At 71.8% G+C, this 14,874-nt stretch carries 14 protein-coding genes; 4 read left to right on the top strand and 10 right to left on the bottom strand.

What is annotated here, in order from left to right; translation table 11 throughout:
* Positions 1-4: 4 nt before the first annotated feature.
* The 5 genes from AB5J55_RS02575 to AB5J55_RS02555 form a co-directional block, all read right to left on the bottom strand.
* Positions 5-2,947 carry an AAA family ATPase gene (locus AB5J55_RS02575; RefSeq protein ID WP_369269058.1) on the bottom strand — a complete coding sequence of 981 codons (2,943 nt, stop codon included), beginning with the start codon at positions 2,945-2,947 and terminating at the stop codon, positions 5-7.
* 41 nt (positions 2,948-2,988) lie between these two features.
* A complete protein-coding gene (locus tag AB5J55_RS02570) occupies positions 2,989-3,342 on the bottom strand; it encodes a UBP-type zinc finger domain-containing protein (RefSeq protein WP_369269057.1) in 354 nt (117 codons plus the stop codon).
* Entirely contained in the window at positions 3,339-4,778 is a 1,440-nt protein-coding gene (locus AB5J55_RS02565; protein ID WP_369269056.1) for an ATP-binding protein, read from the bottom strand. Before AB5J55_RS02565 ends, AB5J55_RS02570 begins: the two co-directional genes overlap by 4 nt.
* Positions 4,775-6,451, bottom strand: coding sequence for an FAD-dependent oxidoreductase (locus tag AB5J55_RS02560; RefSeq protein ID WP_369269055.1), 1,677 nt, complete (start codon positions 6,449-6,451; stop codon positions 4,775-4,777). Before AB5J55_RS02560 ends, AB5J55_RS02565 begins: the two co-directional genes overlap by 4 nt.
* 131 nt (positions 6,452-6,582) lie before the next feature.
* On the bottom strand, positions 6,583-6,939 hold the full coding sequence (locus AB5J55_RS02555) for a VOC family protein (RefSeq protein WP_369269054.1): 357 nt from the start codon (positions 6,937-6,939) through the stop codon (positions 6,583-6,585).
* A gap of 63 nt (positions 6,940-7,002) precedes the next feature.
* On the opposite strand from AB5J55_RS02555, the gene AB5J55_RS02550 reads away from it, so the two are divergent.
* Positions 7,003-7,875, top strand: a complete 873-nt coding sequence (locus tag AB5J55_RS02550) for a universal stress protein (protein ID WP_369269053.1) — start codon at positions 7,003-7,005, stop codon at positions 7,873-7,875.
* A 12-nt stretch (positions 7,876-7,887) separates the two neighbouring features.
* Here AB5J55_RS02550 and AB5J55_RS02545 read toward each other — a convergent pair whose 3' ends face one another.
* The 3 genes from AB5J55_RS02545 to AB5J55_RS02535 all read right to left on the bottom strand — a co-directional run bounded on the left by AB5J55_RS02545 (position 7,888) and on the right by AB5J55_RS02535 (position 10,725).
* Positions 7,888-9,123, bottom strand: a complete 1,236-nt coding sequence (locus tag AB5J55_RS02545; RefSeq protein ID WP_369269052.1) for a DUF4032 domain-containing protein — start codon at positions 9,121-9,123, stop codon at positions 7,888-7,890.
* 40 nt (positions 9,124-9,163) lie between these two features.
* Positions 9,164-9,910, bottom strand: coding sequence for an MBL fold metallo-hydrolase (locus AB5J55_RS02540; RefSeq protein ID WP_369269051.1), 747 nt, complete (start codon positions 9,908-9,910; stop codon positions 9,164-9,166).
* 185 nt (positions 9,911-10,095) lie between these two features.
* Complete coding sequence (locus AB5J55_RS02535) at positions 10,096-10,725, bottom strand: alpha-ketoglutarate-dependent dioxygenase AlkB (protein ID WP_369269050.1); 630 nt, start codon at positions 10,723-10,725, stop codon at positions 10,096-10,098.
* Between the two features lie 119 nt (positions 10,726-10,844).
* Here AB5J55_RS02535 and AB5J55_RS02530 point away from each other — a divergent pair, with 119 nt between their 5' ends.
* Together AB5J55_RS02530 and AB5J55_RS02525 are read left to right on the top strand one after the other, a co-directional pair.
* Entirely contained in the window at positions 10,845-11,471 is a 627-nt protein-coding gene (locus tag AB5J55_RS02530; RefSeq protein WP_369269049.1) for a TetR/AcrR family transcriptional regulator, read from the top strand.
* Between the two features lie 24 nt (positions 11,472-11,495).
* Positions 11,496-13,169, top strand: coding sequence for an FAD-binding dehydrogenase (locus AB5J55_RS02525; RefSeq protein WP_369269048.1), 1,674 nt, complete (start codon positions 11,496-11,498; stop codon positions 13,167-13,169).
* A gap of 22 nt (positions 13,170-13,191) precedes the next feature.
* Here the strand turns inward: AB5J55_RS02525 and AB5J55_RS02520 are convergent, their stop codons facing one another.
* Positions 13,192-13,542 (bottom strand): DUF488 domain-containing protein, encoded by a 351-nt coding sequence (locus AB5J55_RS02520; protein ID WP_369269047.1) that lies wholly within the window; start codon positions 13,540-13,542, stop codon positions 13,192-13,194.
* Between the two features lie 117 nt (positions 13,543-13,659).
* Between AB5J55_RS02520 and AB5J55_RS02515 the strand changes: the two genes are divergently transcribed.
* A complete protein-coding gene (locus AB5J55_RS02515; RefSeq protein ID WP_369269046.1) occupies positions 13,660-14,448 on the top strand; it encodes a hypothetical protein in 789 nt (262 codons plus the stop codon).
* 174 nt (positions 14,449-14,622) lie between these two features.
* Here AB5J55_RS02515 and AB5J55_RS02510 read toward each other — a convergent pair whose 3' ends face one another.
* Complete coding sequence (locus AB5J55_RS02510) at positions 14,623-14,856, bottom strand: WhiB family transcriptional regulator (RefSeq protein ID WP_369269045.1); 234 nt, start codon at positions 14,854-14,856, stop codon at positions 14,623-14,625.
* Positions 14,857-14,874: the final 18 nt, after the last annotated feature.

Below are 14,874 nucleotides of genomic sequence, written 5' to 3'. Positions count from 1 at the left end.
GGCGTCAGCCCACCGCATCCTCGCGGGTGATCAGGTCTTCCCTGTAGGCGATCGCCACCGCCTCCGTACGGCTCGCGGCGCCCAGCTTGGCGAGGATGTTGGAGACGTGGACGCTCGCCGTCTTGCCCGTGATGTACAGCTCCTCGCCTATCTGCCGGTTGCTGCGGCCGAGGGCGAGGAGCCGCAGCACGTCCTGCTCGCGGGCCGTGAGCGAGGAGGAGCGGTCGGCGGGGGTGTCCGCCAGGCGGCCCCGGCGGATCAGTGCGTCCACGCGCTCCAGCAGCAGCGTCGCACCGAGGCGGGCCGCCGTCTCCCGTGCCGCCCGGGCCTCGGTGGCCGCCGCCTCACGCTCGTCCGCCGCCAGCAGGGCCTCGGCGTGCCGCAGCCGGCAGCGCGCCCGCTCGTACGCGTCGCCGTAGTCGAACGCCGCCACCGCCTGCGCCCACGCCCGCACGTCCGGCCCGGACACCGTCCGCGCCCACTCCGCCTCCGCACGGGCCAGCCACGCCATGCCTTCCGGGCCCTGAGGCCTGCCGTCCCCGCCGCGTGCGGCCGTCGTCCGCGCCAGCTCGACCAGTTCGGTCGCCGTGTCCGCCCAGCGGCGCAGCCCCGCCTCGTCACCGGCCAGGCGCAGCTCGGCCGCCCGGTCGCCGACCGCGGACAGCGCGAGGGCGGCCAGCCGGATCGTGGCGTCGGGAAGCGTCCCCGCGTCGTCGGTGAGCGCCGCGACCGAGGACCGCATCCGCTCCACCGCAGCCTCCACGTCACCGCGCCACGCGGCGGCGTCGGTGAGCGCGATGCCCGCGATGAGCGTGCCCATCCAGTCGAAGTGACCCGCCAGCAGGGCGCGGGCCTGCTCGACGGCCGCGAAGTCACCGCGCGCGAGAGCGACGTACAGCGCGGGACCGGCCGTGTATCCGCCCGCCGCGGGCAGCACGTCGGCGTCGGCCGCCGCCACGCTCAGGCATTCGTCCCAACGGCCCAGCGTGTACAGCACGAGCAGCCGCAGGTACCGCATCTCCAGGGGATACAGCGAGGACAGCAACCCGGCACGCCGGGCCCGGTCCAGCCCTTCCGCCAACCAGGGCAGCGATTCCTCGAGGTCCCCGGACTCGTAGCAGCCGACGGCGAGGCTGAACAGGGCACGCATTTCCACCGGGGCGTTACCCGAACGCTGCGCCAGATCCCGGGCCTCGCGCAGCCGTTCACGCCCCTGCGGTGTGCGCCGGCCGCCGGCCTCAAGAACGGCCAGCGAGATGAGCAGGTCCGCCCGGGCGTCCGTCACCTGGAGTTTCTCGGCGATGCGCAGGGCTTCGCGGGCGACCCGCAGGGCGGTCTCCTTCTCCCCGACGTGGCGGGCCGCCAGGACATGCGTGGCCGCCGCCCACACCCACGTCCGCGACGGGGGCTTCGCCGGGATCAGGGCGAGTGCCTCGCTGCTGTAGGCGTAGGCCGCTGTCAGACTGTCGACGCCGAGCAGGTTCCCGGCGAGTGTGTAGCGCACCCGGGCGGCGAGTTCGGCGTCGGTGTCCTGCCCGACGTCCGCGAGCGCGGAGCGGGTGAGGGAGACCGCGCGGTGCGACTCCCCGGCGTGCGCGGCGGCGGCCGAGGCGCGCAGCGTCAGCGTCACCCGGTCGGTGCCCTCGCCCGACGGCCGCGCGGACGGCTCCACCGACGACCACAAATCCAGGGCGCTCTCCAGGTGCCGCAGCTCCTCGGCGGGCGCGCCGACCCGGTGCGCCTGGTCGGCGGCCTCCAGCGAGGCGGCCAGGGCCTCGGCCAGATCGTGGCTCTCGCGGTAGTGGTGGGCGCGCTCCGCCGCCGTCTCGTCCGGCCGGCCGCGTCCGGCGAGCAGCCGGGCGAACGCACCGTGCAGCCGGGCCCGTTCACCGGGCAGCAGATCCGCGTACACCGCCTCACGCGCGAGGGCGTGCCGGAACGCGTACGTGTCGCCGTCGCCCGACACGAGCAACTGCCGTCCCACTGCCTCACGCAGCGCCGACTCCAGTTCCTCCTCCGAAATCCCCACGGCGCCGCGCAACAGGTCGTGCTCGACGCGACGCCCGGCCACGGCGGCCGTACGCAGCACCTGTTGGGTGGTGTCGGACAGCTGCTCGAACCGGATGAGGAGGACGTCGGCCAGCCCGCTGGGCACCCCGCAGGCCTCGGTGTCCGTCGCCGCGACCAGTTCTTCGGCGTAGAAGGCGTTTCCCTCGGCCCGCTCGACGATCCGCCGGACCGTGCTGTCCGGCAGCGGTCGCTCCTGGACGGCGCGCACCAGCCGGGCCACCTCGGTGTCGGCCATCGGGCGCAGCTCCAGCCGCTCCACGACGGGCAGGCGCACCAGTTCGGCCAGCAGCGGCCGCAGCGGATGCCGCCGATGCAGGTCGTCCGCGCGGTACGACGCGAGCACGGCCAACCGATGCGCGGGCGCCCCACCCGCCTGCCGCTGCAAGAGCCCACGACTCAGCAGGAACCGCAGCAGATCCCTCGACGACTGGTCGGCCCAGTGCAGATCCTCCAGCACCAGCAGCACCGGTGCGACGTCCGCCAGATCGGCCAGCAGCCCGGCGACGCCCTCGAACAACCGCAGCCGGTCACTCACGGCGTCCGTACCGCCCCCCAACAGCCGCCCGACCACCGGATGCGCGGTGAGGACGTCCGCGAACCGCTCGTCACCGGCGAGCACTCCCAGCACCTCGGTGAACGGCAGATACGGCAGCCCGACATCGCCGAGATCGACACAGTGCCCGGTGAGGACGACCATGCCGTCCCGAGCCGCCCGCCCCGCGACCTCGTCCAGCACCCGGGTCTTGCCCACCCCGGCGTCCCCGGAGATCAGGACGGCCCGGGCCTCACCGTCCCGGGCACGCTCCAGCGCCGTGAAGAGGCGAGCGAGCTCGCCGTCTCGCCCGATGAGCGGCGTGGTGAAAGAGGTCTGCGACACGCATACATCCTGTCACTCACCACCGACATGGCTTCTGCCCGTCAGGCGCGCAACGTCTTCGCCCAGTCGTCCGGCACCCGCCCCGCGGGCCCCGGCGTCGGCTGCTCGGCCGGATGACTCCCGGGCGCCGCAAGCTCGGGCCCCGACTCGTACATCTCGTTCGTGTCGTAGTTCCAGTACCAGCTCTCACCCGGCTCGAAGCTCTGCACGAAGGGATGTCCGGTCTCCCGGAAATGCGCCGTCGCGTGCTTCGCGGGCGAACTGTCACAGCACCCCACATGCCCGCACTGCGCACACCGCCGCAGATGGAACCACCACCCGCCGGCCGCGTCGCAGTCCCCGCACCCACTGCCGCTCGGCGGCACGCTCGGATCGATGCCGTTGACGTCGTTCATGAAGCCTCCTCGGACGTGAGTGGAAGCAGGACCTGGAAGCGCGTGTCGCCCGGTTCGGACTGCACCTGGATCGTGCCGTGGTGCTTGTTGGTCACGATCCGCCAGGAGATGTCGAGCCCGAGCCCGGTGCCCTCACCCACGGGCTTCGTCGTGAAGAACGGATCGAAGATCCGCCCCCGGTTCTCCGCCGGGATGCCGACACCCGTGTCACGGAACTCCACCAGCAGCCGGTCGTGATCCGGAGCCGTCCGCACGGTCAACGTCCCTTCGCCCCCCGCGCTGTTGATGGCCGAGACGGCGTTGTCGATCAGGTTCGTCCACACCTGGTTGAGTTCCGCCGGGTACGCGGGAACCCTCGGGAGCGTACGGTCGTACTCCTTGACGACCTTGATCTGCGGGCCGATCTTGCCCGACAGCATCAGCAGGGTGCTGTCGAGGAGTTCGTGCACGTCGGCGTTCTGGAAGGGCGCGCGGTCGAGCTGCGAGTACTGCTTGGCGGCGTCCACGAGATGCGAGATGCGGGTGGTCGAGTCGTTGATCTCGTCCATCAACAGCTCGGTCTCGACGGTGTAGTTGAGCCATCCGATCGCGCTCGGCAGGATCTCCTCGTCCACGGCCGCCGCGACCTGGTCCAGCCAGTCCACGTCGAGACCGGCCTGGACGAAGGTGGGCGCGATCCGCCAGCCCTCCTGGATGCCCTGGTCGTCGAGCCAGTCGCTGAGCGCGTCCTCCCGGTCGGCGGCCTCCAGCGGACTCAGTGTGGGGGCCTTGGCGACCCGCTCGGCGGTGCGTTCCTGGATCTCGATGAGGTTGGCGATGACCTCGGGGGAGTACGAACCCTGCGTGATGATGGCGAGCTTGTGCCGCATCTTGCCCACGCGTTCGCGCAACGTGGAGGTCGCCCGTACGGCCGCCGCCGCGGGGTTGTTGAGCTCATGAGTGAGTCCGGCGGACAACGAGCCGAGCGCCAGCAGCCGTTCGCGCTGCCCGATGGCCTGCTGGGTGCTCTTCGAACCGAAAAAGAGCCCCTCCAGCAGATGCACCGCCATCGGGAACCACTCCTGCATGATCTGCGCGAAGGTGTCCGCGGGCAGTACGAAGAACCGCGTCGGCTCGGTGACGCGCATGGAGTTGTTGTAGACCTGCCGCACCCGGTCACCCAGATACGCCTGCATGGACCCCGCGTACACCCCGCGCTGCGAGGTCCGCGTCACCTCCACGTCGTCGCCGGCGACCCGGCGGGACAGCACGACGGTGCCCTCGATCATCACGTAGAAACAGGTCGAGGGGTCACCCTCGGTGTACACGGGTCCGGGCTCGAACTGCTCCACCCGCCCCTCGTCGCACAGCCTGCCGAGCTGCTCGGGGGTGAGCTTCTCGAACAGGAACAGGGACCCGATCTCCTGGGCGTTGCACGGCATCGGCTGCCCGCTCATGACTGCTCCAGATAGCGGTGGACGAGCATGACGGCCATGGCTCCCTCTCCGACGGCGGACGCGACGCGCTTGGCGGACTCGGAGCGCGCGTCACCCGCCACGAACACGCCGGGGACGTTGGTCTCCAGGTGGTACGGCGGCCTGTCCAGCTCCCAGCCGGCCGGCGGCCGCCCGTCGGACGACAGGTCGGGCCCGGCGAGGATGAACCCGCGCTCGTCCCGCAGCACCGTCTCGTCCAGCCAGTCGGTCAGCGGAGCGGCGCCGATGAACACGAACATCCACTGGGCGTCGACGAGTTCGGTCCCCCCGCCGTCCACGTCGCGCAGCGTCAGCTGCTCCAGGTGGTCGGAGCCGTGCGCGGACTCCACGACCGTCCGGGCCCGCACCGAGATGTTCGGCGCCTCTTCGATCTGCTGGACCAGGTAGTACGACATGGACGCCGACAGGGACTCGCCGCGGACCAGCAGCGTCACCGACTTGGCGCCCCGCGCCAGGTACATCGCCGCCTGCCCGGCGGAGTTGGCCCCGCCGACGATGTACACGTCCTGGCCCTGGCAGGCGGGCGCCTCCGTGAGCGCCGACCCGTAGTACAGCCCGCGGCCGGTCAGGTCGTCGCAGCCGGGCGCCGCCAGCTGCCGGTACGACACGCCGGTCGCCAGGATCACGCTGTGCGCGGCGACCGCCGAGCCGTCCGAGAACCGTACGATCCGGGCGGCCCCGCTGACCTCCAGCCCCGTCACCTCGCGCGCGGTGAGGATCTCGGCGCCGAACCGCGCCGCCTGCCGCCGGGCCCGGTCGGTGAGCTGCGCCCCCGACACGCCGTCCGGGAAGCCGAGGTAGTTCTCGATCCGGGAGCTCTGCCCGGCCTGCCCGCCCGTCGCCGACCGCTCCACCAGCACGGTCCGCAGCCCCTCCGACGCCCCGTACACGGCCGCGCCGAGCCCGGCCGGGCCGCCGCCGATGACGACGAGGTCGTAGAAGTCGGCCGTCGGCATCGTGGCCAGCCCCACCTTCGAGGCCAGCTCGGGTGCCTCGGGCGCCACCAGGGGCGTCCCGTCCGGCGTGATCACCAGCGGCAGCCGCTGCCCGTCCTGCTCGGCGGCGGCCAGCAACCGCCGGCCCTCGGGCTCGTCGGCGGAGTACCAGCGGTACGGCACCTGGTTGCGGGCCAGGAACTCGCGCACCTCCGAGGAGCGCGCCGACCAGCGGTGGCCGACGACCTTGGTGCTGGGCACCGGCCGGTAGTCGCTGCGCCGCCACGCCTCCAGCAGGTCGTCCAGGACCGGGTAGAGCTTCTCCTCCGGCGGATCCCACGGCTTGAGCAGGTAGTGATCGAGGTCGACGACGTTGATCGCGTCGATCGCCGCGCTCGTGTCCGCGTACGCGGTCAGCAGCACGCGGCGGGCGCCGGGGTAGACGTCCAGGGCCTGTTCGAGGAACTCGATGCCGTTCATCTGGGGCATGCGGTAGTCGGCCAGGATCACGGCCACGAGATCGCCGCGCAGCTTCAGCTCGCGCAGCGCCTGCAGCGCGGACTCGCCGGACTCCGCGCGCACGATCCGGTGCGACTCGCCGTAGCGCCGCCGCAGGTCGCGGGCGACCGCACGGGACACTCCCGGGTCGTCGTCCACGGTCAGGATGACGGTCCGCGCTGCGTCGGACGCCTGTGCCATACGTCTCCCACCCCGGGCTTCGCGTTCACGGCGCGGCGGCGAACGTCAGGAGGCGCGGTCGCCGAGCCGACTTTCGGCCATCGTATGTTCGATCCGCCCGCTTCGCTCAGGTATGCGGGCGCCGACCGCGCTCAGGTGCGCCGTGGGCCGAGCACGCAAAACTCGTTGCCCTCGGGATCCGCCAGCGTGACCCACGGCTCCTCGCCGCTCTGCCCGACGTCCGCGTGGCGCGCGCCGAGGGCGAGGAGGCGGGCGACCTCCGCCTCCTGGTCGTCGGGGCGGAAGTCGAGGTGGAGGCGGTTCTTGACCGTCTTGCCCTCCGGGACCGGCCCGAAGATCAGGCCGGGCAGCCGGTCCGGTGCGGGCCGGATCTCGAACTCGTCGGCCGAGTCGTTGAGCACGACCCAGCCGAGAGCCTTGGCCCACCAGCGGCCGAGGGCCACGGCGTCGGCCGCGTCGACGTTCACCTGCTCCCACTCCAAAGCCATGGGTGCAGGGTAGTGAAGACTGGGGTTCGACGAACGTGACCGCGACACGAGGAGGCAGCCGGAATGACTCGCCCGATCACGGCAGGGGTGGACGGATCGGAGGAGAGCCTCGCCGGGCTGGCCTGGGCCGCCCGCGAAGCCGTCCGCCGGGGGCTCCCCCTGCGGGTGGTGCACGCCTGGCGGTTCCAGCCGCACGACGCGATCGACGCGGGGGACGAGGACACCCAGGCACAGTGGGTGCGCGACGGACTGGCCGAGGCGGCCCGCACCGTCACCGAGCGGCACCAAGGCCTGGACGTGACCACCGACATCGTCGAAGGCCCGCCCGCCGAGACGCTCATCGCCGCCGCGGACGAGGCCGAGATACTGGTGCTGGGCTCGCGCGGCCACGGCCGGGTCGTCGGGTTCCTGCTGGGCTCCGTCGGGCAGCAGGCGATCGCCGGGGCCACGCGGCCCGTCGTGCGGGTACGGGCCGGGGACGAGCCGTCCGGCGAGGCCGCCGGGCGCGAGATCGTCGTGGGTCAGCAGGGCGACCCCGAGGACAGCGCCGCCGCGCTGCGGTTCGCCTTCGAGACGGCCGCGGCGCGTGGCGCGACCGTGCGCGCCGTGCGGGCCTGGACCCTGCCGCCGCTGTTCGCCTACAGCCCGGGCTCCCTGAAGCTCCTCGACGAGGCCGGGGGACTGGAGCCGTACGAGAAGAAGGCGCTGGGCGAGGCGCTGCGGCCGTGGCGGGAGCGCTTCCCCGACGTCCCTGTCGTCGAGCACGTGGAGATGGGCAGCGGCGGGCAGGTGCTGCTGTCGGTCTCCGGGCGGGCCCAGCTGATGGTCGTGGGGCGCCGTGCGCACCGGACGGCCGTGGGCGCCCGGATCGGCTCGGTGGCGCACGGCATGCTGCACCTCGCGGACTGCCCGGTGGCCGTGGTGCCGCACGACTGAGCCGGCCGGACGTCAGTCGGACGTAGTCGGCTGCAGCGTCTCCCGGGCCTTGGGCAGGATGTTCGTGATGTAGTCCTCGACCACCGCGTCCAGGCCGATGTCGTGCTGCGCCCGCTCGCACAGGTACCAGCGGTGTTCGAGCAGTTCGTGGTAGATCTCGGCCGCGTCCATGGAGCCGCGCAGCTCCAGGGGCACGGCCCGCACGGTGGGCCGGAAGACGTCCCGCACCCACCGGTGCGCGAGGACCTCGGGGCGGGCGCCGAGGGGGTCGCCCGGGGCGTAGTCGTCCTGGGTGGCCATCCAGCTCTCCAGGTCGTTCAGGAGGCGCCGGGCCTGGTTCTCCTCGGTGTCCAGGCCCGTCAGACGCAGCAGTTGCCGTTGGTGGTGCCCGGCGTCGACGACCTTGGGCACGAAGGTGACCGTGTCGCCGTTGGTGGCGTGCTCGATCTGCATCTCGGCCACGTCGAAACCGAGGTCGTTCAGTCGCCGTATCCGGCGCTCTATGTAGTGGTACTTGCCCGCCGGGTACACCGACGTGCGGGTCAGTTCCCCCCACAGGCCGTGGTAGCGGGCGCAGATCTCGGTGCCGAACTCGATCGGGTCCACCGAGGGGTGCAGGGCCCCGGACGCCTCCAGGTCCAGCAGTTCACCGCTGATGTTGACCCGGGCGAGATCCAGGTCGTAGTCGCGCTGGCCGTTGCTGAGCTGCGGGTGCAGATCGCCCGTCTCCGCGTCCACCAGATACGCGGCGTAGGCGCCGGCGTCGCGCCGGAAGAGCGTGTTGGACAGCGAGCAGTCGCCCCAGGCGAACCCGGCGAGGTGGAGGCGGACCAGCAGCACGGCCAGCGCGTCCATGAGGCGGTGCATGGTGGCCGGGCGCATCGTCGTCTCGAACATCGAGCGGTACGGCATCGAGCCGCCCAGGTGCCGGGTGATCAGGACCGACTCCAGGGAGCCGCCGCCGGCGGCGGTGCGGCCGGTGACCACGGCGAGCGGGTCGACGGACGGGATGCCGATGCGGTCCAGGTCGCGCAGGAGCTCGTACTCGCGCAGCGCCGGGCGCTCGGCGAGCTCCTTGACGGCGATCACCTCGCTGCCGGCGCGGGCGTAGCGCACGACGTGCCGGGATATACCGCGCGGCAGCGGGACCAGGATGTCCTCCGGCCACTCCTCGAGCGGCAGCTGCCAGGGCAGTTCCAGCAGGAGCGCGGGGTGCTCCGGGTTCGTCGCGCTGATCTGCAGTGCCATGGGGCGTTCGTCCTCGCCTAGCCGTGATCGTCAGCTCACCTTAGAGCGCGCGCTCCCGGGCCTGAAGAGCGGCTTCGTGCACGGCTCCACGGTGTACGGGGCCGTGCCCGGGGAGCAGCACATCGCCCTTGAGCCCTTCGAGGACGTCCAGCGAGGCGACGGCGCGGGCCCGCTCGCGGTGGAACATGTCGGGCAGCAGTTGCGGTCCCTTGATCCGAGAAGTGGAGTGCCCGCTGACCAGGGCGTCGCCCGAGACCACCACTCCGGCGCCGGGCAGATGGTAGGCGCAGTGCCCGTCGGTGTGGCCGGGCGTGTGCACTGGGACGGGTCGGCCGGGGAGGTCCAGCGGGCCGGCCGACGGGAACGGCTCGGGGGAGGTGACGGGGACGTGCGCGGTGCCGCCGGAGCGGATCGCGTGGATCGCCCAGGGCAGGACACCGGGGCGCCAGCCGTTCCTCAGGACCGTCCCGACGTCGACCTGGTGCAGGAACTCCCGGCGCGCGTGCGGTACTTCGGCCTCGTGGAGGTACACGGGCGTGCCGTACGTGGCGCGCAGGTACTCGGCGTTGCCCAGGTGGTCGGTGTGGGCGTGGGTGATCAGGACGGCGCTGACGGCCTGAGGTGAACTGCCCACCTCGGCAAGGGAGGCGAGGAGCTTCGACCGGTCCCCGGGGTAGCCCGTGTCGATCAGCGTGACGGCGTCCCCTTCGGCCAGGATCACCCAGTTGGTGTTGCTGCCGTGCACCAGATAGGTGCCGTCCGCGACTTGCTGCACATCTGCGCGCATGATCGTCCCGCGTGTGAGGTCCGTGCTCGACGGACACAGCAAAGCAGATCTCGGTGAAAGCGAGTTCGGCGGGTCCGTACCGTGTGGGGGGGGCGTGATGGGGCTTTGCCCAGTGGAAGGGCTGCCTCCGGCACCGTCCACCGGAGGCAGCCCCCGCGCGCACCCGAAGCGGCCGCCTCTCCGCCTCAGTGCACGCCGTGCGGGCGGAACTGGATGCTGATGCGCGGTCCCGCGGCGCGCGTGGTCTTCGGAATGGAATGTTCCCACGTCCGCTGGCAGGAGCCGCCCATCACGATGAGGTCGCCGTGTCCCAGCGGCCTGCGCACCGTCCCGCCGCCGCCCCGCGCGGGGCGCAGCAGCAGATCCCTGGGCGCGCCCACCGAGAGGATCGCGACCATCGTGTCCTCGCGCGCGCCCCGCCCGATCCGGTCCCCGTGCCAGGCGACGCTGTCCCGGCCGTCGCGGTAGTAGCAGAGCCCGGCCGTGGTGAACGGTTCGCCCAACTCCTCGGAGTAGTGCGCGGACAGAGCGTCGCGCGCCTCCACCAGGACACGGTGCGGGAGGGCGTCGTCAGCGCCGTAGAAGGCGAGCAGGCGAGGTACGTCGACGACGTTGTCGTACATCGTGCGCCGTTCCGCACGCCAGGGCACCTCGGCTGCCAGCAGTTCGAACAGGGCGTCGGCCCCGCTGAGCCAGCCGGGCAGCACGTCGATCCAGGCGCCGTGGCCGAGCGGGGTCCGGCGGATCCCGGGGAGGGACCCGAGCCGCAGCTCGTCGGTTTGGTCGAACAGGGAGCCCTGGAGGTGCATGGCCATGGTCTCAGCGTACTCCTGAATCGAAAATCTGTTCCCATCGAATTCCTCGTTCTTGACCGAACCCCCTTTGGATACATTCATGTATCGGATACATTCCCGTATCGAATGGAGGTCCGGACATGGCGGTGGAGGGCACGGCCAAGCGCGTCACCAGGCGCCGCGTCCGCACGCGCGCCAATCTCCTCGACGCCGCGTTCGCGGTGTTCGCCGCCAAGGGGTTCGGCCGTGTCTCCATTGAGGAGGTCTGCGAGGCCGCCGGTTACAGCAGGGGCGCCTTCTACTCCAACTTCGACAGCCTGGACGAGCTGTTCTTCGCCCTCTACCAGCAGCGCGCGGACCTGATCGCGGAGCAGGTGTCCGGGGCGCTCGCCCAGGACGGGCCCGACCTGGACGTGCCGGCCGCCGTGGACCGGGTGACGGACGTGCTGCTGCTGGACCGCGACTGGCTGCTGGTGAAGACGGACTTCCTGGTGCACGCAGCCCGCGACCCGGCCGTCGCGCGGACCCTGCTGGAACACCGCGCACGGCTGCGCGGGGCGATCGCCGACCGGCTCTCCCGCGCACAGGTGCACAGCGCGCTGCCCGCCGTACTCGGCGACATCGACGGCGCCGCGCACGCCGTGGTCGCCGCCTACGACGGAGTCACCACCCAACTGCTGCTGGACAAGGACGTCGAGCACGCTCGCGTCTGGCTGGGGCAACTGCTCACCGCGCTGCTCACCGACGGCAGCGACACCACCGCATGAGGACATGAGGAAGGGACGGTCGCCATGGATGCCGACGTCATCGTCGTCGGAGCAGGACTCGCGGGCCTGGTCGCCGCGAGCGAACTGACCAGCCGGGGCCGCAGGGTCGCGCTGGTGGACCAGGAGAACGCCGCCAACCTCGGCGGGCAGGCCTTCTGGTCCTTCGGCGGGCTCTTCCTCGTCGACTCCCCGGAGCAGCGCCGCCTGGGCATCAAGGACTCCCTCGACCTGGCCTGGAACGACTGGCAGGGCAGCGCCCGGTTCGACCGCCTGGACGACGAGGACTCGTGGGCGGTGCGCTGGGCGCGTGCGTACGTGGAGTTCGCCGCCGGCGAGAAGCGGACCTGGCTGGACACGCACGGCATCAAGTTCCTGCCCACGGTCGGCTGGGCCGAGCGCGGCGACCTGCGCGCCGATGGCCACGGCAACTCGGTGCCCCGGTTCCACATCGCCTGGGGAACCGGCACGGGGGTCGTGGAGCCCTTCGTCCGGTACGCCAGGCAGGCCGCGCACGACGGGCTGCTCACCTTCTACCACCGGCACCAGGTCGACGCGCTGGTCATAGCGGAGGGCGCAGTGCGCGGCGTGCGCGGCACCGTCCTGGCCGACGACAACTCTCCGCGGGGCGTCGCCTCCAACCGCGACCGGGTCGGCGAGTTCGAGCTGACCGCCCAGGCCGTCGTCGTCACCACCGGCGGCATCGGCGCCAACCACGACATCGTCCGCCGCTACTGGCCCGAACGCCTCGGCACCCCGCCCACCGAGATGGTCACCGGTGTCCCCGCCTACGTGGACGGCCGGATGCTCGACATCAGCGCGGAGGCGGGCGTACGGCTGGTCAACCGCGACCGGATGTGGCACTACACCGAGGGTCTGCAGAATTGGGACCCGATCTGGCCCGGCCACGGCATCCGCATCCTGCCCGGGCCGTCCTCCATGTGGTTCGACGCCCTCGGCCGCCGACTGCCCGACCCGTGCCTGCCGGGCTACGACACCCTCGGCACCCTGAGGCATCTGCGCACCGACGCGGACATCGCCGGCCACGACCACTCCTGGTTCATCCTCAGCCAGAAGATCATCGAGAAGGAGTTCGCGCTGTCGGGCTCCGAGCAGAACCCCGACATCACCGCCAAGGACCGTGCCGGGTTCCTGAAGGAGCGGGTGCTCGGCAAGGGCGCCCCGGGGCCGGTGGCGGCGTTCGTGCGCAACGGCGCGGACTTCGTGACCGCGCCGAACCTGGAGCAGCTGGTCGAGAAGATGAACCAGATGACGGACAAGCCGCTGCTCGACGCGGAGGGCATCCGGCGCCAGATCGAGGCCCGTGACCTGCAGATCGCGAACCCCTACAGCAAGGACGCCCAGGTGCAGGGCATCCGCAACGCCCGCCGCTACGTCGGCGACCGCCTCGGCCGTGTCGCCACCCCGCACCGCATCCTCGACCCCGCGGCCGGCCCGCTGATCGGCGTCAAGCTGCACATCCTGACCCGCAAGACCCTCGGCGGCATCCAGACCGACCTCGACTCCCGTGCGCTCGGAGCCGACGGGACGCCCATCGACGGTCTGTACGCGGCCGGCGAGGTCGCCGGCTTCGGTGGTGGCGGCGTCCACGGCTACAACGCCCTGGAGGGCACCTTCCTCGGCGGCTGCCTCTTCTCGGGCCGCACGGCGGGACGCGCCGCGGCGCGGCAGACCGCCTGACGGCGGCGTACGGCCCGTCTCCTCACTCCTGGAGGAGACGGGCCAGCACGGCGGCGTGGCTCTGCTCGGGAGTCTTCGACGAGGTCAACAGCGTCACCGCGCCCTTGTCGGCCAACTCCCTTACCCGGTCGATGAGTTCGGCCGCCTCCGGAGTGGCCAGCTCAGCCTCGTAACGGTCGGCGAACTCCTCGTATGACCTCTCACCCGCGTGATACCAGCGGCGCAGCTCGGTCGACGGGGTCAGTCCTTTGGGCCACTCGTCGACGTGGGCCGCGTCCTTCGACAGACCGCGCGGCCACAGCCGGTCGACCAGGACACGCACGCCGTCCCCGGCTTCGGGTGCTTCGTAGACGCGACGGATTCGAACGCTCATGACCGGGCCCTTCTCGGACGCTCGCGCTCGGATGCGAGCCCCTCGGATGCGCGTGGCGACCCGCCGAATCCGACGGATCCTTACAAGTTCCTTACAAGTGTCGGTCAAGGTCGATGCATGATCACGCACAAGTCCCGTGTCGCCCTGCTGGTCGCCTCCCTGCTGCTGACCGGCTGCGGCGCCGGTGCCACGGCGACGCCGGATCAGGAGCCCGCTGTCACCCGCGCCCCCAGGCCCGCCCACGCCGCCGAAGCCGCCGCTCGAGCCGCCACCGAAGCCGCCGCTCGAGCCGCCACCGAAGCCGCTGCCCGAGCCGCCGCGTGGAAGCTGCCCGGACTGGGCCCGGCGACCTGGGCCAGGGTGCCGTCCGAGACCCGGCAGGCCGTCGTCGTGACCGGACGCGGCAGGAACTCCTCATACTCCACCGTCGTCCTGTACGAGCGCACTGACACCGGTTGGAAGGCGGGCAGCAGCTGGCCCGCTCGCAACGCGTTGCGCGGCTGGACCGACAACCACCTTGCCGGCGACCTGCGCTCACCCATCGGGGTCTTCACACTGACGGACGCCGGGGGCCTGCTCGAGGACCCCGGGACCAGGCTGTCGTACCACTACAGCGACGGATTCACCGCCAGCGGTACCGGCTTCGAGGGCGAACCCCTCGCCGGTTCCTTCGACTATGTGATCGCCATCGACTACAACCGCAGGACCGGCACCTCGCCCCTCGACCGGACCCGCCCGCTCGGCACCGGGCTCGGCGGCGGCATCTGGCTCCACGTGGACCACGAAGCGCCCACCCAGGCCTGTGTCAGTCTCGCGCGGGAGCATATGAGGCTGCTCCTGCTGGCGCTGGATCCCGAGCGGCATCCCGTCATCGTCATGGGCGACGCCGAGTCGCTGGCCCGCTGACGTCCCCCGAACGGCTCAGGGCCCCCCAACGAACTCGCCGAGTGGCGCGAGTGGTTGGAGGCCCGGCGCAAGGCGCGCACCAGGGGGACGGTCGAGCCCCGGCGCCGGGTCCGTGTTCACATTGCGGTTGGCGGTCGCCGCCGAGCCCGACGGCGCCGTTCCGTGATCCATGGGTCATCCGGCCCGCTGCCGCAACGCCCTTCGCTCGGCCTCGCTCTTGCCGCCCCAGATCCCGATGAACTGGTCCATGTCGAGCGCCCAGCGCAGACACTCCTCCCGGACGGAGCAGCGCCGGCAGACGGCCTTCGCCTGCTCCGTCTGCAGCAAGGTCGGTCCGGACGTGCCGATCGGGAAGAAGAGGTCCGGGTCCTCATGGCGGCAGGCGCCGTGCCCTCGCCAGTCGTCCATCAAAGTCACCTGCGATCG

Source organism: Streptomyces sp. R11 (assembly GCF_041051905.1).
GTDB lineage: Bacteria > Actinomycetota > Actinomycetes > Streptomycetales > Streptomycetaceae > Streptomyces.
The sequence above is the reverse complement of the archived record's forward strand: the minus strand, read 5'-3'. Positions and strand labels throughout refer to the sequence as shown.